Origin of the sequence: Pseudoalteromonas nanhaiensis (assembly GCF_051235485.1) — a bacterium.
Classification (GTDB): Bacteria; Pseudomonadota; Gammaproteobacteria; order Enterobacterales; family Alteromonadaceae; genus Pseudoalteromonas; species Pseudoalteromonas lipolytica_C.
Genome location: NZ_JBPNYQ010000008.1, coordinates 27,657 through 51,161, shown reverse-complemented (window position 1 = coordinate 51,161; position 23,505 = coordinate 27,657). Strand labels below are relative to the sequence as shown.

Sequence of the window (23,505 nt, the reverse complement as noted above, 5' to 3'; positions counted from 1 at the left end):
TTGTTATTGTTGTCATTAGTCTTATGGCCACTCACATTGATGTTGCCGAAGACTTAATAAGATTTGCCCGTGTCACCTGTCAGTTAATGTAGAAGATAGTTGCAAAAATTGAATTAGTACCATAGTGCTATACCCGCCACAGCCCTTTATTTATCAAGCAATTAAGCTATTTTTAAAGCAGATAGTACCTTAGTGTTATGTATTTTTTGAACGCTTAGGGTAAGACTGAAGGCATTATTCCGATGTCACCTCATCTGTGTAATAACAATAATTATAGGAATGTCTATGCTGAGCATGATAGGACTGTTAGGCGGTTTGATACTGCTGATCATTTTAACGCTGCGTGGGGTAAATTTATTTATCGCTGCGCCAATCTGTGCACTATTAGTTGCACTTAGTAGTGGCATGGCCATTTTCCCTGTATCGGCAGATACAAACTTTATTAACGCCTATATGGATGGCTTTGCAGGCTTCTTAAGTGCGTGGTTCTTTATGTTCTTACTGGGGTCGTTATTCGGTAAGTTCATGGAAGACACCGGTGCTGCTGACAGTGTTGCAAGTTACATTGTGGGTAAACTAGGTATGAAGCACGCCGTTCTTGCGGTTGTGATTGCCTGTGCAGTTTTAACCTACGGTGGCGTGAGCGTCTTTATCGTTGCGTTTTCTGTTTATCCAATGGCATTAAGTCTGTTTAAAGATGCAAACTTACCGCGCCGCTTTATTCCAGCAACGCTGGCATTTGGTTCGGTGACCTTTACCATGACCTCAGCAGGTTCGCCAGAAATTCAAAACTGGATCCCGGTTAAGCACCTTGGCACATCGCCTTATGCAGCATGGGAAGTGAGCTTAGTGGTGGCTATATTCATGGCGACAGCAGGTTACTTTTGGTTAAACAAGATGATCAAAAAGGCCGTTGCTAACGGCGAGACCTTTGAAGCGCGTGATGATGACCCTGTCATTATTGAGCGTCGTCGTCCGCATCCAATTACGGGTGTGATCCCGCTGATCGTGGTGCTACTTTTATCATTTACGCTACATGATGTACTACAGCAAACAGCGCTTATTGTTGCCTTACTTGGTGGTGTACTGAGTATTGTGATTATTAACTTCAAGCATTTTCACGATATGGGTAACGCGATTAATGTTGGTACAACTGGCGCTTTAGTGGCAATCGGTAATACCGCTGCTGTGGTTGGCTTTGGCGCTGTGGCGAAAGTATCACCAGCATTTACCGCCGCTGTCGATGTGATGACCCATATGCCGGGGAATGAGTTGGTTGGTGCTGCGGTTGCGGTCAGTGTAATTGCTGGCTTAACAGGCTCTGCTTCAGGCGGGCAAGCCATTGCATTACCTCTTGTCGCACCGGGTTATTTAGACATGGGTGTAAACCCTGAACAACTGCACCGAGTAGTGGCAATTAGCTCTGGAGCCCTCGATACCTTGCCGCATAATGGTTATGTGGTCACTACAATACGCGCTATCTGTAAAGAAACGCATCAACGAGCGTATTGGTCAATGGCAGCGCTGACTGCGGTTATTCCGCTTATCGGTGTCGCATTGGCACTCGGACTCTTTATTTTCTTTTAAGGAACAGCAATGAAAACCAAATTAATAATTTTGCTATGGCTAGTTGTATTTAGTAGCACTGCGTTTGGCGCTGCCAACAATGCCGACACCATGCTGGTGGAAAAACAGCATTTTACGACAAAAGATTTTACCACTGTGTCTGGTGTGACTTTAGAGCAAGTGGACATTGGTTGGGAAAGTTACGGAAAACTAAACGCCAATAAAGATAACGTGATTTTAATAACCCATTACTTCTCTGGTACTTCTCATGCCGCAGGTAAATATAAAGCGGATGATGCCTTACCGGGTTATTGGGATGCGATTATCGGCCCAGGTAAAGCTATCGATACCAATAAATATTATGTGATTAGCTCAGATACTTTAGTGAATGCCAACTGGCATGATCCGAATGTCATCACTACAGGCCCTGCGTCAACTAATCCAAAAACAGGTAAACCATATGGTTTAGATTTTCCTGTGGTTACGATTACTGACTTTGTGAATGTGCAAAAGCGCTTACTCGACAGCCTAGGTATCACTAAGTTACATGCTGTGATGGGTGCATCAATGGGGTCGTTTCAAGCACTTGAGTGGGCAACACGTTACCCAGATAAAGTAGAGCGTTTAATTCATGTGATTGGCGCTGCAACCATGGATGCATGGACAGTCGCTGCACTTGAAAAATGGGCGTTACCAATTCGTTTAGATAAAAATTGGCAGCAAGGTAATTACTACGGCAAAGAGCGCCCATTAGATGGCTTAGCAGCAACCATGCTTAATATTACGCAAGATGCGATGCATCCAATTATTTATAACGCGAGCTTCCCTGACTTTAATGTATTGGATGAAGGTGCGTTAAAAGACATTCGCACCTTGCCTAAGTTAAACCAAGTACTCGCTCAGCGCGCAATGGCACGAGCTAAAACGCAAGATGCCAACCATGTACTTTATTTGGTCCGGGCATCACAACTATTTACCGCTGGTATGCAAAGCGATTTAACAACGGCACTTAAAAATGTCTCTGCCAAAACATTATTACTACCCGCAACGAACGACTTACTGCTTCGCCCTGAAAACATGCGCACCGTGTTTGACACAATGAAAGCAGCAGGTAAAGACGTTGAGATTTCAGAAATTGAAGGGGGCTGGGGACACCTTGATGGCATTTTCTCAATCGCCCCGAAAGCGCAGCTTATCATTGAGTTTTTAGAGGAGTAGCCCGATGAGCAAAACAGTTTTAATTACCGGTGCAGCAAGTGGTATTGGTCTCTATGTTGCCCAGCAACTGGCGATGCAAGGTCACACTATTATTGTGACTGATTTAAATCAGCAAGCAGCACAACAAGCGGCAGCAGGCATTGTTGAACAAGGCGGCAGCGCCGAAGGGTATGCACTAAATGTGGCAGATAGTGATGCAATAGAGCAGTTTTTCACTGAGCTTAATCAGCCAATTGATGTACTTATTAATAATGCGGGTATTCAGCACGTTGCGAAGCTTGAAGATTTTCCGGCTGATAAATGGCAGTTCTTACAGCAAGTTATGCTGGTTGGCCCGGCGATGATGACTAAGGCGGTACTCCCTCGCATGCGTGAGCAAGATTTTGGTCGCATCATTAATATTGGTTCAATCCATGCGATGGTGGCATCTAAATATAAGTCGGCTTATATCGCTGCAAAACATGGCTTAATCGGCTTTGCTAAAACCATGGCACTCGAAACTGGCGATGCCAATATCACGATTAATACCGTGTGCCCAGCCTATGTAAAAACGCCGCTTGTGGAGCAACAAATAGCCTCGCAAGCCAAAGAACATGGCATTTCTGAGCAACAAGTGATCGACACGATTATGCTAGCACCGATGCCGAAAAAAGCATTTATCGGCTTAGATGAGATCCTGCATACCGTTAGTTTTTTAATGGCCGATGCAGCACGCAATATTACCGCCCAAGCAATCGCCATTGATGGCGGTTGGACTGCACAATAGGAGGAGCCAATGGCAGGTTTTGATAAAGTAGTTACAAGTTATAGCGAAGCGATGGCTGGCCTTGAAGATGGCATGACAGTGATAGCCGGTGGTTTTGGTTTATGCGGTATTCCTGAAGGACTGATTGCGCAAATTAAACATCAAGGCACCCGTGGTTTAACCGTGGTATCGAATAACTGTGGTGTTGATGGTTTTGGTTTAGGGGTGCTACTTGAGGATAAGCAAATCAGCAAGATGGTTGCCTCTTACGTTGGTGAAAACGCGCTATTTGAGCAGCAGCTATTAAATGGTGAACTAGAAGTTGAGCTCACACCGCAAGGCACCTTAGCTGAAAAAATGCGTGCTGGCGGTGCGGGCATTCCTGCATTTTATACCGCAACTGGCGTGGGTACTCCTGTGGCTGACGGTAAAGAAACCCGCAATATTAATGGTCGTGACTATTTATTGGAGCCAAGCATTACTGGCGACTTTGCGATAGTTAAAGCGTGGAAAGCAGATCGCTACGGTAACTGCATTTATCGTCATACGGCGATGAACTTTAACCCAATGGCAGCAACCGCTGGCAAAATTACGGTTCTTGAAGTTGAAGAAATTGTTGAGCCAGGGGAGCTAGAGCCAAGCCAAATTCACACGCCGGGTATCTATATTGACCGGGTGATTAAAGGTGAATTTGAAAAGCGCATCGAGAAAGTTACCACTAAGCAAGAGAATCAATAAGGAGCACGCTGATGGCATTATCACGAGAACAAATCGCTAAACGCGTGGCGATGGAACTACAGGATGGTTACTACGTTAACTTAGGTATAGGTATTCCAACCTTGGTCGCTAATTATGTCCCTGATGGCATCGAAGTGATGCTGCAATCTGAAAATGGTTTACTCGGTATGGGGCCATACCCAAGTGCAGACCAAGTTGATGCTGATATGATCAACGCAGGTAAAGAAACGGTCACCGCTGCAACGGGGGCGGCTATTTTTAGCTCTGCTGAAAGCTTTGCCATGATCCGTGGTGGCCACGTTGATTTAACCGTGCTGGGTGCGTTTGAAGTTGACCAAAACGGCAACATTGCCAGTTGGATGATCCCGAAAAAGCTGGTTAAAGGCATGGGCGGTGCGATGGATTTAGTGGCTGGCGCTAAAAACATTATTTGTACTATGACCCATGCTAATAAGCATGGCGAATCAAAACTGCTGACCGAATGTAGTTTGCCGTTAACGGGTGTTGGTTGTATCAATAAAGTGATCACCGATTTGGCACTTTTAGAAATTAAAGACGGTGCATTTCATTTATTAGAGCGTGCCCCAGGAGTCTCGGTTGATGAGATTATTGCTAAGACACAGGGCAAGCTGATTGTCTCTGGTGACATTCCTGAGATGACCTTTAGCTAGTTTTGCAACTTTTAAGCAGCTAATTTGCCTAGATTTTATACTAAACCCCAATAATGTGCTTTTTGTTCATGAATTTTATGAGCAAAAAGCCATTTATCACCATCAATGCAACTTACCCCCTAAACATTTCGTTAATCTATCGTTAACACTATGCTCCAAACCAGATCGCCGATTGCAGTAGGCCGATCAACGACAACAAATAATTATAATCTGGTGTGGAGTAATTCATGAAAGCTAGTAACACACAGCTCGCTTTAGCCGTTGCAGCGGCGTTAGCAAGTACATCAGCATTCGCACAAAGCGACACTGAAAAACTACAACAACAACTCGATGCACTTCAAAAAGAAGTGGATTCATTAAAAACATCTAGCGGCTTCAACTTAGAATTTGGGGGTCGCGTACAACTTGATTACAACTATTTCGACGGTGCTTACAATGCCAACAATGATGGCGCAGGAGGCAGCGACTTCTTCCCACGTCGTATCCGTACTTATGTTGAAAGTGAACATGGCAACTGGGATCACAAATTACTACTCGAATTTTCTGAAGGCACGGCTGAAATCGTCTTAGCGCGGGTACGTTATGCATTCGACAACGGCTTAAAAATAAAAGCCGGTAAAATCCGTGAAGACATGTCGCTCAATGCGCTAACTAGTTCTAAACACATAAATACCATTGAGCGCAGCACCCTTGCTAATACCTTCTCGCCTTTCTTCCGCTGGGGTATCTCGGCTTATCAATACTTCAAAGACTCAGGCTTACGTTACGCGGTGGGTGTTTACAAAAACGACGCGTTTGGTGCATCGGGCCATGACGAAGATGATAAACTAACATTGGCTATAACAGGTCGCTTAACTTGGTCAAGTGCAGCGCCGGGTGATGTGATTCATATAGGTGCTTGGCACTCTTATCGTGATATGGGCGGCAATGACTTAAGCGCTCGTTTTGCCCGTGGTGAAGTGCGTGAAACCAATGTTCGCTTAGTGGATTACGCAGTCGGTGGTAAAACCGCAGCGCTAAATAGCATGTCACAAAGCGGTCTTGAATTTGCCTACCAAGCGAATGCATTCACTTTAGAGGCTGAATATGCCAGCCGTTACCTCGATACGGTTGATAGTAGCAACGAACTTGATGGTGAGCGTTTTGATGGCTTTCATGTTTCGGCGAGTTATTTCTTAGGCGGTGAGCAGCGCCGTTACAAAGCAGGTTCAGCGTTATTTGTACAACCAAAAGGGATTAAAGATGCATGGGAGCTTGTTGCCCGTGTGTCACAAATGAATGCCAGCAGCAAACAACAAGGTACCGACGTAACCACTTATACATTAGGCACATCATATTACCTAAGCAGCGATATTAAATTTATGGGCAACCTGATTTACAGCGATGTTGACGGTGCCGGTGCTTCTACGCTGGTTGGTGATGAAGATTCAGGTATGGGCATCAGTGCTCGTATGCAGTACTTATTTTAGGAGTCGTGCATTATGACTATGTTTAAATCATTAAAAAGATCTGTTTTAGCAGCTTCATTATTAGTAGCCAGCCCACTGGCATTAGCAAACTTACACTTTTTGGTACCGGGTGGCCCAGGCGGCGGTTGGGATACCACAGCACGTGGTGTTGGTGAAGCAATGGTAAAAGCGGGCATTGAAGATAATGCATCGTTTCAGAATATGTCGGGCGGCGGGGGGGGCCGTGCAATTGCTTACTTGATTGAGTCGGGCACTAAAAAAGGCGATATGTTGATGGTTAACTCAACGCCTATCGTACTGCGTGCATTATCAGGCAAAATTCCTTACAGCTATCGCGATTTAACACCAGTTGCCAGCATGATTGCTGATTATGGTGCATTTGTGGTGCGCAATGACTCGCCATTTAAAACATGGCAAGACGTTATTGATGCAATGAAAAAAGACCCAGGCTCTGTAAAAGTAGCAGGTGGCTCTGCGCGCGGCAGCATGGATCACTTAGTGGCTGCACAAGCGGTTAAAGCGGCGGGGCTTGATGGTCGTCGATTACGTTACATTCCTTATGATGCTGGTGGTAAAGCGAAGGCAGGTTTATTGTCGGGCGAGGTCAACTTACTTTCAACAGGCTTAAGTGAAGCACTCGAAGTCGCAAATGGTGGTCAGGCACGTATTTTAGCGGTTACTTCTGCCGATAAATTGCCTGATTACCCAGCAATTCCAACCTTAAAGTCGCTAGGTTACGACATGGAATTCGTAAACTGGCGCGGCTTTTTTGCAACCCCAGACTTACCAGCAGACAAACTAGCCCAGTACACAGAAAAGCTACGTAAGTTGCAACAAACCCCTGAGTGGGAAGCGGTTCGTGCCCGCAATGGTTGGCTAAATCTATTTCAAGAAAAAGATGCGTTTATTAAATCGCTTGAGCAGCAAGAAGCGCAATTACGCGTTGTAATGAAAGAGCTTGGTTTTATCCGAGGCTAAGGTTAGACAATGTTAAACCGTGAACTAATAGGACCAAGTTTATTCTTGGTCCTCTTTACCCTCTACGCCCTTGTGGCTTGGCAAATTCCACTTATGCCATTTGAAGAGTACGAAAGCGTTACTTCTGCAACCTTACCAAAAGTGTATGCAGTATTCGGGATCGTGGTGTGCGTGCTATCGATCGGTGCCAACTTATTAAAGCAAGCGCCAACAGAAAAAGCAGAGCTACTCAGTAAGGGCAACTTACTACGTACTTTTGCATTGTTGGTGTTGATGGTTGCTTATAGCGCCATGCTTGAACCGTTCGGCTTTTTAATTGCCACCAGTGCCTTTTTAATTGCTGGCTTTTTTATTATGGGTGAGCGCCGTAAGACGGTGTTGTTGTTTGCTTCTGTACCTGTGGCTGTGGTTTTTTGGTTTTTAATGACACAAGTACTGGGCATTTACTTAGTACCTGGCAATTTGTGGAGTTAAGTTATGCTTGATGGAATTATGTTAGGTTTGTCGACCGTACTCGACTGGAACAACTTGTTATATGTGATTATTGGCTGCTTTGTTGGCACGTTCATCGGTATGCTACCTGGGCTTGGTCCAATTACTGCGATTGCGTTGATGATCCCGATCACTTACAGCATTGGTGCTGATTCGGGCATGATTTTAATGGCGGGTGTTTACTACGGGGCTATATTCGGTGGCTCTACTTCTTCTATTTTAATTAATGCGCCGGGCGTGGCGGGGACGGTAGCGTCATCATTTGATGGCTACCCGCTAGCAAAACAGGGTAAGGCAGGTAAAGCCCTTGCTATTGCAGCTTATTCATCCTTTATAGGCGGTACGATTGGCGCCATTTTATTGATGGTGGCAGCGCCATTATTAGCGAAAGTGTCATTAAGCTTTCAATCGCCTGATTATGTTGTACTGATGTTTTTAGGCTTAACGGCCATTGCCGCATTCTCTAATAAAGGGCAATTTTTAAAAGCTATGATGATGACGGTATTTGGTTTAATGCTGGCTACAATTGGTATTGATCCCTCTTCAGGTACCGAGCGCTTTACCTTTGGCCAAGCTGATTTATTAGATGGAATTAGCTTTTTATTGGTGGCAATGGCAACGTTCGCGCTGGCAGAGGCACTGATTAATGTGGCGCGCCCTGAAGCTGAACCTGATAAAAAAATTGATGATCCTGATACGCCAAAAATCGGTTCAACAAAACTAACCAAAGAAGAAGTAAAAGATATGGCTCCTGTGGTTGGCCGTTCATCTTTACTTGGTTTTATTGTCGGTGTTTTACCGGGCGCAGGGGCAACGATTGCCAGCTTTATGGCCTATGCCACTGAACGCAACCTTGCTCCAAAGGCACTAAAAGATAAGTTTGGTAAGGGCTCGATGCGTGGCTTAGCCGCACCTGAGTCAGCTAATAATGCAGCTTGTACGGGCTCATTTGTACCATTACTGACTTTAGGTATTCCGGGCTCTGGTACCACAGCAATTATGCTAGGTGCATTAATTGCCTACGGTATTCAGCCGGGCCCTATGTTAATGCAAGAAAACCCAAGCGTGTTTTGGGCAGTCATTGTCAGTATGTATTTTGGCAATATTGTACTGCTGATTTTGAATCTGCCGTTGATCCCGTATTTCGCTAAAGTGCTGGCGATGCCTAAATCTGTGCTGACAGTGATGATTCTATTCTTCAGCTTAATTGGTGTGTATTTAGTGTCATTTAACACCTTTGATTTATTTATGATGGTGGGCTTTGCGCTGGTGGCCTTGGTGCTTAGATTGTTAGCATTCCCGATGGCGCCTTTATTACTTGGCTTTATCCTCGGTGATATGATTGAGCGAAACTTCCGCCGTGCCATGATGATTTCAGATGGCTCGCTGAGCTTTTTATGGGACCGCCCATTAACACTGAGTATTTTTGTGATTTCGATTTTAGTGTTGTTGTTCCCACTGAAAGACTATATTGTCCAACGTCGTAAAGACAAAGCAGCTACGCAAGCAGAGCAACATGCGTAGAACAAGGCACTGATATGAGATACACCAATAAGCTAAACCCATTTCAGCATATGGTTAAAAAACCTAAGCGCTTAGAAACGCGACTCATCATTTGGGTTACCGGTCTATGTGTTTTGCAAGCTGTGTTGTTTGGCGCTTTGGTGTATCAGATCACTGCAGAAAGCTTGCATAGCCACATGGGTGATAAAGCACTTTCGCTCGCAACCAGCATTGCCTCACGAGATGACGTGCAAAATGCATTACAAACCAAGCAAGGGCTTGATGAGTTAAATACGCAAATAGAGCATATTCGTGAACTCACCGCAGCGAGCTTTATTGTTATCGGTGATAGGAATACCCGCCGTATTGTTCATCCCGACTCTGACAAGCTGGGTAAGCCTATGGTGGGTGGTGATAGTAAAGCGGCGCTACGTGGTGAGCGGTATGTCTCGATTGCAAAAGGGAGTTTGGGCGAATCTATCCGTGGCAAAGTACCCGTGCTTTCAGAGCAGGGCGAAGTTATCGGCTTGGTTTCGGTTGGCTTTTTAGTGCAATCAATTGAACCGCTTATTCGTGCTCGTAGTGCTGAAATCATGCTTTGGGGCTTGTTGTTAGTTGGTTTAAGTATTTTGGCTGCGGTGTATATCGGTCAACGGGTACGTAATGCTATTTTTGGTTTACAGCCTGACGAAATAGCACGGTTGTTCTCTGAGCAAGATGCTATTTTGAATACCGTTCGTAGTGGCATTATCGCCCTCGATCCTGAAGGTAACGTACGTAACTTAAACCAGCGCGCTTGCGAAATCCTCGGTAAACCGACCAGCTGTATCCATCAGCCACTTAAGCTTGAAGATTTGCTTCCTGAACATGCTGAATTTTTAATGCATAACCAACAGCGTCCGATTGTTGGTTTTGAATTATTTGCCGCCGATAAACGCATTGTGTTGTCGCGATATGCATTGCAAGTGCAAGGTGAGGCTGATGGTATTTTGCTGAGTATGCGCCCTGCGGATGAGCTTGAATATTTATCGCAGCAATTAACCAAAGTACAAGCTTTTGCTGAGTTATTACGAGTGCAAACTCATGATTACTCAAACAAGCTAAACTTAATTGGTGCGTTAATTCAAATGGGGCAAACAGAGCAGGCCATTGAGTTAATTGGTCAAGAAAGCAAAGGCTCGCAAGCGCAGATCCATCACTTACTCGAAAGGATCCAAGATCCAGTGCTAGCTGGTTTACTGGTCGGTAAATACCACAAAGCCCGTGAACTTAATGTAATCCTTGAGCTTAATCCAGACAGCTTACTAGGATCGATCACCCGTAAAGATATGCTAGAGCGGGTTGTCTCGATACTTGGCAATTTGATTGATAACGCAATTGAAGCTGCTATTAGAGCCAGTGATACACGTACCCCTAAGGTTCGTGTTACGGTTGACGAAACCAGTAAAACATTATTGTTTGATGTTGAAGACAGTGGCTTTGGTTTAGGCGATGACAAGGATGTAGTATTTACACCACAATACAGCTCTAAGTCAGGGGCTGAACATGGTATTGGCCTTTATTTGGTTAAAACCAACTTAGATTCGTGTCGTGGTAGTTTAGAAATAGGTGAGTCTGATCTCATGGGTGCACGTTTAAGTGTCTACATTCCAAAATAATAAAAACGATCAGCCTATAAATAAAAGGTAAAGAACATGACTTACTCGGTTGTCATTGTTGAAGACGAAGTAGAAGTTGCCCAGTTATTGGCGCAATACTTATTACTTCCTCATGGCGTTGCTGGCCAACAAGGGGCACGGCAAACACTGCGTCAGGGGCAATATCAGGTTGTGGGTATTGCAGGCAATCTTGCCACAGCGAAAGCACTGTTATCGGCAATTAATGCTGATTTAATTTTGCTAGATATTCATTTACCTGATGGCAATGGTCTTGATTTACTCAATGAACTACGCCGCGAAGAAATGAAAAGCGAAGTAATGCTGTTAACTGCAGCAAAAGAAGTAGAAACTCTTGAAAAGGCTATGCAGCTTGGTGCCTGTGATTTCTTGGTTAAACCATTAATGCTAAATCGCTTAGATCAAGCGCTGGCAAGATTTGAAGCGAGACAACAATGTTTGTTGGGTGCTGATGAAGTTACCCAGTCAATGGTTGATACTTTATTTGGATCGCAAGAACAATTAAAAGCGCCAGTTAGGTTACCAAAAGGGGTGGATCAGCTCACTTTGCAAAAGATCTTAAAGGCTTTTAAAGCGAATATTGGCACGGCTTTTACTGCTCAGCAAATGGGTGATTTAGTGGGGGTTAGTCGCTCAACAGCCCGACGTTATCTGGAATATCTGCTTGAGGCTGAGCAAGTCAGTGCTGATCAAAGCTACGGAAGTATTGGCCGACCCGAGCGCTGTTACAAAATGACAAACAGCTAATTGCATCATTTATCGGGTAAATTACCGTTCAATTAACGATTTTAGTCATATAAATTCATTAATCGGCACGATAAAAAGTGCCGCTTATCCTGAGCATAGAAAAATTTTATAAAATTGATTGCATTTTAAGCGACTTCGATGGTGATGTTCGCTTTAAGTAATGCTATACTCCCGCCGAATAATTTTTCGACTTTATTAAGAGTAAAATAATGGCAGATTTATCGAAGTACAGAAATATTGGTATTTTCGCCCACGTTGACGCGGGTAAAACTACCACCACTGAGCGTATCCTTAAGCTTACGGGTAAAATTCATAAGACTGGTGAGGTACACGACGGTGAGTCTACGACTGACTTCATGGAACAAGAAGCTGAGCGCGGTATTACAATCCAATCAGCAGCTGTAACTTGTGAGTGGAAAGGCCACCGCTTAAACGTTATCGATACTCCGGGACACGTTGACTTCACAGTAGAAGTATACCGTTCACTTAAAGTATTAGACGGTGGTATCGGTGTATTCTGTGGTTCTGGTGGTGTTGAGCCACAGTCAGAAACTAACTGGCGTTATGCGAACGAATCAGAAGTTGCACGTGTAATCTTCGTAAACAAACTAGACCGTATGGGTGCTGACTTCTACCGTGTAGTTGGTCAAGTTGAAAAAGTACTTGGTGCTAACCCACTAGTTATGACTTTACCAATTGGTATCGAAGACCAATTCTGTGGTGTTGTAGACGTACTTGAGAAAAAAGCATACGTTTGGGACGAGACAGGTCTTCCTGAAAACTACGAAGTACAAGACGTTCCAGCTGACATGGTAGACAAAGTTGAAGAGTACCATGAGATGTTAGTTGAGTCTGCTGTTGAGCAAGACGACGACCTAATGGAAGCGTACATGGAAGGTGAAATGCCTTCACTAGAGCAAATCAAAGCGTGTATCCGTAAAGGTACTCGTGACCTTGCTTTCTTCCCAACTTTCTGTGGTTCTGCATTCAAAAACAAAGGTATGCAATTAGTACTAGACGCGGTTGTAGATTACCTACCTGCGCCTACAGAAGTTGATCCACAGCCTCTAACTGATCCTGAAACAGGTGAGCCTACTGGTGAAGTTGCAACTGTTGATGCAGATGCGCCACTTAAAGCGTTAGCGTTCAAGATCATGGACGACCGTTTCGGTGCACTTACGTTCATCCGTATCTACGCTGGTCGTATGAAAAAAGGTGATACAGTACTTAACTCTGCAACTGGTAAAACAGAGCGTATCGGCCGTATGGTTGAGATGCAAGCTGACGAGCGTACTGAGCTTACTGAAGCACAAGCGGGTGACATCATCGCTGTTGTTGGTATGAAGAACGTTCAAACTGGTCACACTCTATGTGATCCTAAGCACGAATGTACTCTTGAAGCGATGATCTTCCCTGATCCAGTTATCTCAATCGCTGTTGCTCCTAAAGACAAAGGCGGTAACGAGAAGATGGGTATCGCGATCGGTAAGATGGTTGCAGAAGATCCTTCATTCCAAGTTGAAACTGACGAAGATTCAGGCGAAACCATCCTTAAAGGTATGGGTGAGCTTCACTTAGATATCAAAGTAGATATCCTTAAGCGTACTTACGGCGTAGACCTAATCGTTGGTCAACCTCAGGTTGCTTACCGTGAAACTATCACGAAAGAAATCGAAGATAGCTACACGCACAAGAAACAATCTGGTGGTTCTGGTCAATTCGGTAAGATCGATTACCGCATCAAGCCAGGTGAGCCTAACTCAGGTTTCACATTCACGTCTTCAGTTGTTGGTGGTAACGTTCCTAAGGAATTCTGGCCTGCAGTTGAGAAAGGCTTCGCATCAATGATGCAAGAAGGTGTTCTAGCTGGCTTCCCAGTGTTAGACGTTGAAGTTGAACTTTTCGACGGTGCTTTCCACGCAGTTGACTCATCAGCAATCGCGTTCGAAATCGCTGCTAAAGGCGCTTTCCGTCAGTCTATCCCTAAAGCGGGCGCACAACTTCTTGAGCCAATCATGAAAGTTGACGTGTTCACTCCAGAAGACAACGTGGGTGACGTAATCGGTGACCTTAACCGTCGTCGTGGTATGATCAAAGACCAAGAAGCAGGCGCAATGGGCGTTCGCATCAAGGGTGAAGTACCACTTTCAGAAATGTTCGGTTACATCGGTCACTTACGTACTATCACGTCTGGTCGTGGTCAGTTCTCTATGGAGTTCTCACACTACGCACCATGTCCACAGAACGTAGCTGAAACTGTAATCGCTGCAGAAAAAGAGAAAAAAGCTGCTAAGTAATTAGCCTTTTAACTTCTTTAAAAAAACCCGCACTTGTTGCGGGTTTTTTATTTCCTCAAAATCGATCACTTAATTAAGTGTACTGGTATTAACCTTTTATTCAGTCCTTCTTGATTATTGTATCCACCGCAACTCATCCTTTAGTTATTATTTTTGTTTTTCGTTGATTCTAAAGTGTGGGTTGGTGTTTTTTAATATTATTTTCATACAAAATTAATGTTGAGATAAAAGACAGTACTTTTAGGGAGTTGCACTCTAAAAGTAGAAAGACGCAGGCTAAGTCGTTTTTATTCGCTTGTGTACCTATTTTGACCTGTGTAGAATTGCAAAATCAACCTGTTTTTTAGTTATTTTGTATTAATTTTCACCTTTTAACTATCAATTAAAGATTTATACTCATGAAAACGATTAAGTTAGGTCCGAATTGGATTTTACAAGGAAGCACGATCGCACTGGCTATACTTATTGCATTGATAAGCAGTTTTTTTGATGCTTCGTTATTAATTTTTATATTACCTGTGTTGCTTTTTTTTCCGGTATTGAGCTTGTTAGGGATGCGTTTTTTGTATTGTTACAATGCGGGAATATGCTATTCATTGGGCATAGGCAAGCGTTATATCAATGCTGAAGACATCAAGGGTGTAGAGTTTAAATCAACGACCTTTATGACAATATTTAAGGTTTTTCTTGAGAATGGTAAAACATATAGCTTTTTTAATTGGCAAATCGATGAGCAGCAACAGAGCGCAATAACAGCTCTCTACCAACCAGATGAGCAACGTAAAGAAGCAATTTAAGCATCCTGTTACTCCATTAAAAAATTAAAAAGGCCGCAAAAGCGGCCTTTTTAGTTATTGATTTTGCAGTCTATTTTTTCATACGACGGCGTAATACAAATGGTAAAGAAAGTAAGCTTAACCAAGCAAATGAACCTGAATCATTATCTTTCGGCTGTTCTTCAACTTCGTCAGGAGTATCATCTGCTTCATCGTTAGTGATATTGATGTTAAGTTGCTGCTCTTGTGACAAGTTACCCGCACTATCTTCAGCACGAACCATGAGTGTTAATGTATCTTGTTGTTCGTAATCAAGTACTTTAGCTACAGTGATTTCACCTGTTGCGCTGATTGCGATTGCATCAGCATGCTCACCAGTAATATTAAAGCTTACAACAGGTGTGTAATCAGCATCACCATCAGAGAATACAAGTTGTCCAATAACAGTACCTACCTCGCTATTTTCAACAATATTAAACGTTTGGTTTGCCTCGATTACTGGCGCCTGCTCTGCAGGAATAGGCTCTGCAGATTTAATATCAACAATCACAGGATCATGGTCTGATGCACGGTATGCGTTATCAGCATAAAGACCAGCTTGCTGTGTTGAAGACTTAAATTCAAGGTTATAGTCTAGGCTGATTGGTTCGTCCGCATTAATGTGCCAATCTGTCGCCGCAACGACTTTGCCAAGTAATGACTCAGATACTAGTGCGTGGTCAAGGCTACCAATTCTGCCAGAGAAGCTATAAGAGTAACCTAAGGTGTCGCCGTCTAATTCAGCAACTGCACTCTTAAGGCCTTTATCTGCAAATGCACGGATTGGATCTTCCATTGCATAAGCGTTCATATCACCTACTAAGATGATGTCTTCATCTTCAATGTCAGTTGGGTAAGTCGCTAACCAATCGGCATACGCATTGGCACCTGCAACACGGATTTCATTCCAACATGCTTGGCCATCACCTAAGTCAGCATTGTTGCCCTCAGCGCTGCCACAGCCACCTTTAGATTTTAAGTGTGCAACTGCAACCGTGAAGATTTCTTCGCTTTCAAGCGATTGGAAGCTTTGTGCAATTGGCGGGCGATTGCTGTAATCGAAAGGTGCTACTGTGGTATGAGCAGCCTTACCAACTTCAGTTACTTTATTTGAGCGATAAATCAGTGCTGTTGTGATTGCATCAGTACCAATTTGATCAACTTCAAAGTCCACAAAAGCGTAACTATTTTCTGTATCTTCATCATTGAGTGCTGCAACGAGGGTGGCGATAGCACTGTTTTCACCGAAACCATCGTTTTCGATTTCCATTAAACCGATTACATCCGCCTGAATAGCAGTGATTGCGCTAACGATTTTCGCTTGCTGACGAATAAACTCTTCTTCGCTGTCTGCTCCACGGCTTGTTGGGAAGCCACCGCCTTGACCGTCGCCATTAAAGTAGTTTAATACGTTAAAGCTAGCTACTCGTAAATCAGCACCTTCTGCAAGCTCTGGTGCATCTGTACGCGGGTTTGATGCAATAAACTCAGGTTGTACTGTCGGGTGAATACGGTAACGGTCGAAGCTGTAGCCCATCACACCGGTAATAGTATTAACATTGTCACCTAAACGTAATGTGTTATAGGCATCAAGACCAGTGCCAGGATAGGCAATTGGGTCAAGATTTTGTTTTGTTGAACCATCATCAAGTAAGATTTGTTTTTTCAGGTTTTCAGTTTCAACAGCATTGGCTGCATCGCCTGGCAGCGCAACTTGAGTACCTTGGTATAAACGTTCAGTACCTAAGTCAACTTCACCATAGCGACCAAGACCGTAGTTGTTATTAACCACGAGAGGTTGCGCTATGGTAACTAACATACCTTCGTAAGCTTCAAGGTCTGCAACGTTGGCAACTGGCAGAGTGATAGCGGTTGCATCGGTAGATAAACCTGTCGCACAGATCTCTACTTGGCTAACATCGCCTAGCTGTGTTGCGCTGAAGTATTCAGCCACGCTACCTTTAACACGTACGTGGTCACCAACAGCAACGTCGGTATCTGCGAAATAAACGAATACACCTTCAGAGGTAAGTGGGTTTGTATCAACATCAGCAGCCAGTGAGCTAATGAAGAAACCTTTTAGTTGCTCATCACCTTGGAAGTCAGCTGTAACAACACCTTCAACTTCGACCTCAGTGTTAATTAGTGGGCTATCACCCCCTTCACCTTGAATTGCGCTAATTAGCGTTTTTGTTGCGCCACACTCAAGTGGTGTTACTGGATCGGGTTCAGGTGTTGGCTCTGTGCTATTACCGTATAAACCAATATTGCTGAAATCGTCTTGGTCGAATTGTTGCCACTCATCGCTTGGATTGAATGCTGATGTTGCATCAGTACGACCCGTGGTCACGCTTGCTTTACGGCGTAGAGTTTTATTTTGTGTAGAAACGCCGCCTTCATTCCATGCTGAACCTGGATCAACACCTAGTTGGCCAAAGCTATCAACAATTGCGCCGTCTTTAGTAAGAACTAATGCATCATCACCGTTGAAATAAGTGATTGTTGATTCGGTATTGCCTTTTGCTTTTAATTCATCTGCAGAGCTTGGGTTTACAATAACGTAAGTCGCATTTGCGGCAAGTGTACCAGTTAAATCTAAGGTGTTATTAGGAGCACTAAGATCGCCATTACCATTTGAGTATAAAGAAATGGTGTAACCATCAAGCGATAGTTCTGCACCTGAGGTGTTGTATAGTTCTACCGCTTTATTGTTAGAACTTCCTTCAACGTATTCAGAGATGATTAGGTTAGCTGAAGCCGGCGCGCTCAGGCTTGCAATTACAAGCGCGAGCGGCGTCAATTTAGTCTTTATCATTATTTTTCCCGTGTATGTAAGTTAATAGTCCCAAAATGGGACACATACTTTAAGGAAAATCTATGACAAATTAAATACAAATTGTTAATAAAACGGTAATAGTTGTACCGTTTTATATATCTAACTTAGCGTTGGTTGTTTTTCAACCATTGGGCTGCTTGTTTAGCAAAGTAAGTAAGAATGCCATCGGCGCCAGCACGTTTAAATGCTAATAACGACTCCATGATTATTGCTTCTTCTGCAAGCCAGCCGTTATCAATAGCCGCTTTATGCATGGCATATTCACCGCTCACTTGATAAGCAAATGTTGGTACGCCAAACTCGTCTTTCACACGACGTACAACATCTAAATATGGCATGCCAGGTTTAACCATAACCATATCTGCACCCTCTTGTAGATCTAACGCTACTTCACGCAAGGCTTCATCTGAATTTGCTGGATCCATTTGATAGGTTTTTTTGTCGGCACCTTTTAAATTACCTGCTGAGCCTACCGCATCACGGAATGGTCCATAATAGCTTGAAGCGTATTTAGCAGAGTAAGCCATAATGCGAGTATGGATATGGCCTTCGGCTTCTAATGCTTCACGAATTGCACCGATGCGACCATCCATCATGTCTGAAGGTGCAACTACATCAGCGCCTGCTTCAGCATGTGACAATGCTTGCTTAACTAAAATTTCAGTTGTTACATCATTAATCACATAACCATTTTCATCAATGATGCCATCCTGACCATGCACGGTGAAAGGGTCAAGCGCAACATCAGTGATCACACCAAGTTCAGGAAATGCTTCTTTTAATGCACGTACTGTTCGCTGCGCTAATGCATCTGGGTTATAGGCTTCTTCAGCCAGCAACGATTTTTTATCGCTCGGTGTTACTGGGAAAATCGCCACTGCTGGCACACCTAATTCAACGAGTTCTTTTGCTTCTTCAAGTAGTAAATCAATAGAAAGACGGTCAATGCCTGGCATAGACTCAATGGCTTCGCGGCGGTTTTTACCTTCTAACACAAATACAGGAAAAATAAGGTCATTAACGGTTAGTTGGTTTTCAGCCATTAGGCGACGAGAGAAGTCATCACGACGCATGCGGCGCATACGTGTATAAGGGAAAAGGTCGAGTCCTGATTGGGCCATTCGTTGTGTACTCCTAGTCTGGTAGAGGATAACTCACTACCCGATTACGCCCTGTTTGCTTGGCATGATATAAGGCTTTATCGGCATAGTCAGTAAATAAACTTGGATGATTGATGTCATCAGCTATTGCACTGTAAACACCTGCGCTTAAAGTAAATTTGAGCGTTGTTCCGGCCACTATTATATCAGCATTCTCAGCCGAATTGCGTATTTGTTCAGCAATTTCTATGGCTCCATCGAGTGGAGTATTGGGTAAAAGTACTACAAATTCTTCACCGCCATAACGAGCAACTTCATCAAGTGGCCGTTTTAAATGTGCTTTGATGATATTGGCAGCTGCTTGAATTGTTTGATCACCGGTTAAATGGCCATAAGTATCATTAATTGCTTTAAAATGATCGATATCGAACATAATAATGGCCAATGGCGTTTGTTCTCGGCGAGAGCGACGAACATCCATTAGTAGTTTCTTATCAAAGTAACGGCGGTTTTTGGTTTTGGTCAGCGCATCTTCCATATTGAGCTGTTCAAGTTCGCGGTTTTTCTCCTCAAGCTCGCGCAGAGTGACTTGTAGCTCGAAAGTACGTTCTTCAATATTGGCTTCTAGGTTTTGTCGCGCTTGTTCTTGAAGCTCTAAGCGTTCTTGCATCAGGATATCTTGTGCTTTACTTTGCGCCAAAGCTGTCTGTTGTGCGGCTACTTCTGCATCTCGTTGCATTATAAAAAGCTTTATAACAGCATAGCTCAAACTCAAGCTGCAAATTAAAAAGAAAATGAAGATCAGAGATTGCTCATTGATATATAAATTGAATGGATTAAATACAGCAAATGCACTGTAAATAATGGCAGAACAAAATGCTAATAGCCCAATAATAAAGGCAATACATGGCTGTTTATAGTCGCGATTAAACTGCTTAATTGCTATCGCTGTGAAGGCAAATAGCAGAATAGGTAAGCTTAATAAGCATAGCGAAATTGCAACATAAACAGGTAAAAGCCATAACACGAAAGTGGTGGCAACAACACTCCATGCAAACCAATTTTGCACGCGGCTTAAGCGAGTCTTTTCTGCTCTAAAAATGTAACGTTGTAAGGGGACAAACAGTGCACAGCAAATAAAAAACAAGCTTGGAATTGTTAATTGCTGAAATGATGCCCCACTAGGTTGCAGGTAACGATAGCCAAAGCCATAAAGGTAGGCGAGTGATAGCCATAACAACATCAGCAAAAAGCCAGTATAGGCAAAATAGCTGCGCCTTGAAAAACCATAAAGCACTAAATTAGTGATTGCTAAAGAGAGAATAAAACCCACCAGTAAACCATAAAGTAAATTGAATTTACTCTTATGTTTTAGGTACTCAGAGGGTTCCCACAGACTTAAAGGCACTCTTAGGCCGCCGTTATTTTTAACTCTTAAATAAACAACTGAATGACTTGCTTTAGGAAGCGTCAAAGACACGAGGAGTGATTCATTCTTAATTTGTCGATTTTCTAAAGGAAGTGCATCACCAATTCGCGTGCTGAATTTGACATGATCACCTTGCAGGTGAAATACACTCACTTCGTCTAGTAACGGGTTATCAATAGATAAAATCAGCGGCAAGTCATGTAACGATGTATTTTCAATTGGCAGCTTTAGCCACAAAGGACTTAAGTTCATACCTAGGTTGAGCGTTTTGCCATGGTTAGTTTGCCAAGACACGTTATGATTCGTTAATGCTTGTTGCTTTGTAATGGGATCAAGCGTGTACTCAACATTTAGCGAATGAAGAGACTTAAAGTGTGGGCCAACGGTAATCGAGTTAGCCAGCAAGTAGGGAGTAAAAAAAACAACGAAGAGTAAGCCACATAGTGACCATAGGCGCTTCATCTTAACCCTTAGTGGTAAATAATTGCTGAAAGTTTAGTGTAGTGTGTTTTGCGACATCAGTAAATTCACAGCCTTTTAAATCAGCAATTTGCTGACATATATAAGGAAGGTTCTGAGGCTCATTGCGGCGAGACTTAGGCTTTGGTCTGATATTTCGAGGTATTAAGAAAGGGGAGTCTGTTTCTATCAGTAATCGTTCGAGAGGAATAGCAGGAATGAGTGCCTGTAATTGCTCGCCTCTTCGTTCATCACAGACCCAACCCGTAACACCAATATAAAGCCCCAACGCTAGGTAATTCTGTAATGCAGTTTCATCACCTGTAAAGCAGTGTAGAACGCCTCGGACCTTATGTTCGTTCAAGATTGCAAGCATATCTTCACTGGCATCTCGCTCATGCAGATATACGGGCATATCTAGCTGCTCAGCCAGTTGAAGTTGTCGCCTAAATACATTGCGTTGAATATCTCGAGGAGAGAAATCACGATTATAATCAAGGCCGCACTCACCTATAGCCACAACTTCATTATGTTGACTAAGGGAAATTAACTGCTCTTCCAGCCGATCATCTGCGGTTTTTGCATCGTGGGGGTGAACTCCTGCTGTGCTAAGCTGCGAAAATTGCTTAGCAAGGCTCAGAGAAGCTTGGCTGCTTTGTAAATCGCAGCCAATCAATAGCATTTGTGTTACACCGGCATCGCTTGCACGTTGTAACACTTCTTGGTGACGGTCATCAAACTGATGATTGCTAAGGTTGACACCTGCATCAACCAGTTGAATGTTCATTAATCTGTTCGTTTAACGCGAATCGAGCGGTTTTGACCTTCAATCCTTAATAAGAATGAATTGAAAACACCACGCTCAATAATTACAGTTTCATTAACTTTCAGTTTTATTTTATCAGAGCCGATTTGACGCCATTGTTGACCATTTTCAAGTTCGATGATTAGCTCGCCATAAGGCGCTGTTTTTACGCTTTTAACGATGGCGTTAATTTGATCATCGTTTACTTTTGCAACTTCTTTATGCTCTAAACCAAAGTCTTCATTTTTTGTTTTTACAATTTGCTCGCTTTGTTTAGTTGCAACTGTTGCTGCGGCCTCAGTAGTCGCAGTGGTAGCTGCACTAGCTGCGCTAGCTGCAGAGCTCATTTTAGGCTGCTCAATTTGTTGCTTTTTTATCGGCTTAGATAGCGACTTACCTGCCATTACATTGTCGTAACAAAGTAAACGGTTAAAGTCGTTTTCAACAAAAGTACAGGCTTGTAATGCCTGTAAGTTAACCTCGTTTGCTTGGGCAGTACCAGCAATTGTTAGAAGAGCGACGAAAGGGATGAGTTGTTTTTTCATTTTATTCCTCTGATTCCTGTTGAGGTTTGGCGGTATAAAATGCAGCCAAAATTATGCCTAATTCAAATAGTAACAGCATAGGTAATGCTAGTAATGTTTGTGACAATACATCGGGTGGAGTTAAGAACATAGCAATCACAAATACACCTACCACGATATAAGGCCGTTTTTCTTTTAAACTTTTCGTTGTTGTTGCGCCACTCCAGCATAACAGCATGATGGCAACAGGTATTTCAAACGCAATACCAAAAGCAAAAAACAGTTTTAAAGCAAAACTTAAATAGCTACTAATATCAGGCGCTAATGTAATCATATCAGGGCCAGTACTCGTGAAAAACCCTAAAATAATCGGCAACACCACAAAGTAGCAAAATGCGATACCACTATAAAATAGCAAGATGCTAGAGGCCAAAATAGGCATGAGCATACGCTTTTCATGTTGATACAAGCCTGGTGCTATAAAACTCCAAACTTGATGCAGTATCATAGGAATAGCAGCAAATAACGCCACAAATAAAGTAAGTTTAAACGGTGCAATAAAGGGAGATGTAACATCCGTTGCGATCATGGTGGCAGTGCTAGGCAAATTTGCAATAAGTGGTGCTGCAATAAAATCATAAATATCGTTGGCAAAGTACACCAAGCTAATAAATATAATCAAAATGCTTAACAAAGCTTTCATGAGTCGATTTCGTAACTCAATTAAGTGGCCAACAAAGCCTGTGTGAGCTTGCTCGGTCATAGTTTACTATTCATCATCGTTGTTATTGACCACAAAAACAGAGTTTAAATTCACTTTTTTTCGTCATTATTATTAGTTTCTGCTTTTTCAGGCGTGTCTTTTTTGTAACTGTGGGTGACTGACTGAGCAGCCTTTTGAAGTTCGTTTACAGAGTCTTGCAGCTCTGGTGACAGTTCTTGCAAGTTTTGTTGCTCTGCTTTTTTTAAATTTTCGTGAAGCTCATGGATACGGAGTTCTTCGTTCACTTCAGCTTTCACTGAGTTGGCGACTGACTTTAACGTTTTTATCCAGCGGCTTACTGTACGAATTGCCACAGGCAAACGCTCAGGGCCTAATACAATTAGACCCACGATCAGTACGACAACAAGTTCCCACATCCCCATGTTGATTAAGCCTTATGGTCGTCTTTGCTTTTCTCTACGGTTTCTTTGCTTTGCGTGTTAGAAGCTTGTTCTATTTTCTCGCTTTTAGCGTTAGCTTGGTCATCATCAGACACCGCTTTTTTAAAGCCTTTTACTGCGCTACCTAAATCACCGCCGATGCCACGAAGTTTTTTTGTGCCAAATAACAACACGATGATTGCCAAAATAATGATTAATTGCCAAATACTGATACCACCAAAACCCATGGGTTACTCCGTTTTTTATCAAATTTATTGAATAGACTTGTTTCGA

21 protein-coding genes are annotated in these 23,505 nt (G+C 43.1%); 13 read left to right on the top strand and 8 right to left on the bottom strand.

The window, feature by feature from the left end; all coding sequences use genetic code 11:
- Positions 1-285: 285 nt before the first annotated feature.
- From ACSFVZ_RS09380 to ACSFVZ_RS09320, 13 genes are all read left to right on the top strand, one after another.
- Entirely contained in the window at positions 286-1,587 is a 1,302-nt protein-coding gene (locus tag ACSFVZ_RS09380) for a GntP family permease (RefSeq protein WP_054552324.1), read from the top strand.
- A gap of 9 nt (positions 1,588-1,596) precedes the next feature.
- The gene (locus ACSFVZ_RS09375) at positions 1,597-2,784 is read left to right on the top strand and encodes an E22 family MetX-like putative esterase (protein ID WP_435558676.1); all 1,188 of its coding nucleotides are present in this window, start codon (positions 1,597-1,599) and stop codon (positions 2,782-2,784) included.
- A 4-nt stretch (positions 2,785-2,788) separates the two neighbouring features.
- Positions 2,789-3,550 (top strand): 3-hydroxybutyrate dehydrogenase, encoded by a 762-nt coding sequence (locus ACSFVZ_RS09370; protein WP_054552326.1) that lies wholly within the window; start codon positions 2,789-2,791, stop codon positions 3,548-3,550.
- Positions 3,551-3,559: 9 nt separating this feature from the next.
- A complete protein-coding gene (locus ACSFVZ_RS09365; protein ID WP_119853699.1) occupies positions 3,560-4,267 on the top strand; it encodes a CoA transferase subunit A in 708 nt (235 codons plus the stop codon).
- 11 nt (positions 4,268-4,278) lie between these two features.
- Positions 4,279-4,938 carry a 3-oxoacid CoA-transferase subunit B gene (locus ACSFVZ_RS09360; protein WP_130050233.1) on the top strand — a complete coding sequence of 220 codons (660 nt, stop codon included), beginning with the start codon at positions 4,279-4,281 and terminating at the stop codon, positions 4,936-4,938.
- A 227-nt stretch (positions 4,939-5,165) separates the two neighbouring features.
- Positions 5,166-6,407, top strand: coding sequence for an OprO/OprP family phosphate-selective porin (locus tag ACSFVZ_RS09355; RefSeq protein ID WP_435558674.1), 1,242 nt, complete (start codon positions 5,166-5,168; stop codon positions 6,405-6,407).
- A gap of 12 nt (positions 6,408-6,419) precedes the next feature.
- A complete protein-coding gene (locus ACSFVZ_RS09350) occupies positions 6,420-7,385 on the top strand; it encodes a Bug family tripartite tricarboxylate transporter substrate binding protein (protein WP_435558673.1) in 966 nt (321 codons plus the stop codon).
- A gap of 9 nt (positions 7,386-7,394) precedes the next feature.
- Positions 7,395-7,859 carry a tripartite tricarboxylate transporter TctB family protein gene (locus ACSFVZ_RS09345; protein ID WP_062567509.1) on the top strand — a complete coding sequence of 155 codons (465 nt, stop codon included), beginning with the start codon at positions 7,395-7,397 and terminating at the stop codon, positions 7,857-7,859.
- Between the two features lie 3 nt (positions 7,860-7,862).
- The gene (locus ACSFVZ_RS09340) at positions 7,863-9,401 is read left to right on the top strand and encodes a tripartite tricarboxylate transporter permease (protein WP_235383361.1); all 1,539 of its coding nucleotides are present in this window, start codon (positions 7,863-7,865) and stop codon (positions 9,399-9,401) included.
- Between the two features lie 14 nt (positions 9,402-9,415).
- A complete protein-coding gene (locus tag ACSFVZ_RS09335) occupies positions 9,416-11,038 on the top strand; it encodes an ATP-binding protein (RefSeq protein ID WP_281546744.1) in 1,623 nt (540 codons plus the stop codon).
- Positions 11,039-11,074: 36 nt separating this feature from the next.
- Complete coding sequence (locus tag ACSFVZ_RS09330; protein ID WP_135922982.1) at positions 11,075-11,803, top strand: response regulator; 729 nt, start codon at positions 11,075-11,077, stop codon at positions 11,801-11,803.
- Positions 11,804-12,012: 209 nt separating this feature from the next.
- Positions 12,013-14,100: an elongation factor G gene (gene fusA, locus ACSFVZ_RS09325; protein ID WP_135922981.1), complete on the top strand. Its 2,088-nt coding sequence runs from the start codon at positions 12,013-12,015 to the stop codon at positions 14,098-14,100.
- A 398-nt stretch (positions 14,101-14,498) separates the two neighbouring features.
- Positions 14,499-14,897, top strand: coding sequence for a hypothetical protein (locus ACSFVZ_RS09320; RefSeq protein ID WP_135922980.1), 399 nt, complete (start codon positions 14,499-14,501; stop codon positions 14,895-14,897).
- A gap of 70 nt (positions 14,898-14,967) precedes the next feature.
- Here ACSFVZ_RS09320 and ACSFVZ_RS09315 read toward each other — a convergent pair whose 3' ends face one another.
- From ACSFVZ_RS09315 to tatA, 8 genes are all read right to left on the bottom strand, one after another.
- Entirely contained in the window at positions 14,968-17,730 is a 2,763-nt protein-coding gene (locus ACSFVZ_RS09315) for an ExeM/NucH family extracellular endonuclease (RefSeq protein ID WP_435558671.1), read from the bottom strand.
- 125 nt (positions 17,731-17,855) lie between these two features.
- Complete coding sequence (gene hemB / locus ACSFVZ_RS09310) at positions 17,856-18,872, bottom strand: porphobilinogen synthase (protein ID WP_235383731.1); 1,017 nt, start codon at positions 18,870-18,872, stop codon at positions 17,856-17,858.
- Between the two features lie 13 nt (positions 18,873-18,885).
- The gene (locus ACSFVZ_RS09305) at positions 18,886-20,742 is read right to left on the bottom strand and encodes a sensor domain-containing diguanylate cyclase (RefSeq protein WP_435558670.1); all 1,857 of its coding nucleotides are present in this window, start codon (positions 20,740-20,742) and stop codon (positions 18,886-18,888) included.
- 1 nt (position 20,743) lies between these two features.
- Positions 20,744-21,526 (bottom strand): TatD family hydrolase, encoded by a 783-nt coding sequence (locus ACSFVZ_RS09300; protein WP_135922976.1) that lies wholly within the window; start codon positions 21,524-21,526, stop codon positions 20,744-20,746.
- On the bottom strand, positions 21,526-22,089 hold the full coding sequence (locus tag ACSFVZ_RS09295; protein WP_435558668.1) for a hypothetical protein: 564 nt from the start codon (positions 22,087-22,089) through the stop codon (positions 21,526-21,528). The genes ACSFVZ_RS09300 and ACSFVZ_RS09295 overlap by 1 nt, the downstream gene beginning before the upstream one ends.
- A 1-nt stretch (position 22,090) precedes the next feature.
- On the bottom strand, positions 22,091-22,831 hold the full coding sequence (tatC, locus tag ACSFVZ_RS09290; protein WP_135922974.1) for a twin-arginine translocase subunit TatC: 741 nt from the start codon (positions 22,829-22,831) through the stop codon (positions 22,091-22,093).
- Positions 22,832-22,881: 50 nt separating this feature from the next.
- Positions 22,882-23,214, bottom strand: coding sequence for a Sec-independent protein translocase protein TatB (tatB, locus tag ACSFVZ_RS09285; RefSeq protein ID WP_135922973.1), 333 nt, complete (start codon positions 23,212-23,214; stop codon positions 22,882-22,884).
- Positions 23,215-23,219: 5 nt separating this feature from the next.
- Entirely contained in the window at positions 23,220-23,459 is a 240-nt protein-coding gene (gene tatA, locus ACSFVZ_RS09280) for a twin-arginine translocase TatA/TatE family subunit (RefSeq protein ID WP_135922972.1), read from the bottom strand.
- Positions 23,460-23,505: the final 46 nt, after the last annotated feature.

Excerpts from the sequence above, each read along its gene's own strand:
- ACSFVZ_RS09355 (WP_435558674.1), top strand. The coding sequence starts at position 5,166 with ATGAAAGCTAGTAACACACAGCTCGCTTTAGCCGTTGCAGCGGCGTTA.
- ACSFVZ_RS09295 (WP_435558668.1), bottom strand. The coding sequence starts at position 22,089 with ATGAAAAAACAACTCATCCCTTTCGTCGCTCTTCTAACAATTGCTGGT.
- ACSFVZ_RS09320 (WP_135922980.1), top strand. The coding sequence starts at position 14,499 with ATGAAAACGATTAAGTTAGGTCCGAATTGGATTTTACAAGGAAGCACG.
- ACSFVZ_RS09315 (WP_435558671.1), bottom strand. The coding sequence starts at position 17,730 with ATGATAAAGACTAAATTGACGCCGCTCGCGCTTGTAATTGCAAGCCTG.
- fusA (WP_135922981.1), top strand. The coding sequence starts at position 12,013 with ATGGCAGATTTATCGAAGTACAGAAATATTGGTATTTTCGCCCACGTT.
- tatC (WP_135922974.1), bottom strand. The coding sequence starts at position 22,831 with ATGACCGAGCAAGCTCACACAGGCTTTGTTGGCCACTTAATTGAGTTA.
- tatB (WP_135922973.1), bottom strand. The coding sequence starts at position 23,214 with ATGGGGATGTGGGAACTTGTTGTCGTACTGATCGTGGGTCTAATTGTA.
- tatA (WP_135922972.1), bottom strand. The coding sequence starts at position 23,459 with ATGGGTTTTGGTGGTATCAGTATTTGGCAATTAATCATTATTTTGGCA.
- ACSFVZ_RS09365 (WP_119853699.1), top strand. The coding sequence starts at position 3,560 with ATGGCAGGTTTTGATAAAGTAGTTACAAGTTATAGCGAAGCGATGGCT.
- ACSFVZ_RS09335 (WP_281546744.1), top strand. The coding sequence starts at position 9,416 with ATGAGATACACCAATAAGCTAAACCCATTTCAGCATATGGTTAAAAAA.
- ACSFVZ_RS09305 (WP_435558670.1), bottom strand. The coding sequence starts at position 20,742 with ATGAAGCGCCTATGGTCACTATGTGGCTTACTCTTCGTTGTTTTTTTT.
- ACSFVZ_RS09370 (WP_054552326.1), top strand. The coding sequence starts at position 2,789 with ATGAGCAAAACAGTTTTAATTACCGGTGCAGCAAGTGGTATTGGTCTC.
- ACSFVZ_RS09375 (WP_435558676.1), top strand. The coding sequence starts at position 1,597 with ATGAAAACCAAATTAATAATTTTGCTATGGCTAGTTGTATTTAGTAGC.
- ACSFVZ_RS09380 (WP_054552324.1), top strand. The coding sequence starts at position 286 with ATGCTGAGCATGATAGGACTGTTAGGCGGTTTGATACTGCTGATCATT.
- ACSFVZ_RS09330 (WP_135922982.1), top strand. The coding sequence starts at position 11,075 with ATGACTTACTCGGTTGTCATTGTTGAAGACGAAGTAGAAGTTGCCCAG.
- hemB (WP_235383731.1), bottom strand. The coding sequence starts at position 18,872 with ATGGCCCAATCAGGACTCGACCTTTTCCCTTATACACGTATGCGCCGC.
- ACSFVZ_RS09350 (WP_435558673.1), top strand. The coding sequence starts at position 6,420 with ATGACTATGTTTAAATCATTAAAAAGATCTGTTTTAGCAGCTTCATTA.
- ACSFVZ_RS09345 (WP_062567509.1), top strand. The coding sequence starts at position 7,395 with ATGTTAAACCGTGAACTAATAGGACCAAGTTTATTCTTGGTCCTCTTT.
- ACSFVZ_RS09340 (WP_235383361.1), top strand. The coding sequence starts at position 7,863 with ATGCTTGATGGAATTATGTTAGGTTTGTCGACCGTACTCGACTGGAAC.
- ACSFVZ_RS09360 (WP_130050233.1), top strand. The coding sequence starts at position 4,279 with ATGGCATTATCACGAGAACAAATCGCTAAACGCGTGGCGATGGAACTA.
- ACSFVZ_RS09300 (WP_135922976.1), bottom strand. The coding sequence starts at position 21,526 with ATGAACATTCAACTGGTTGATGCAGGTGTCAACCTTAGCAATCATCAG.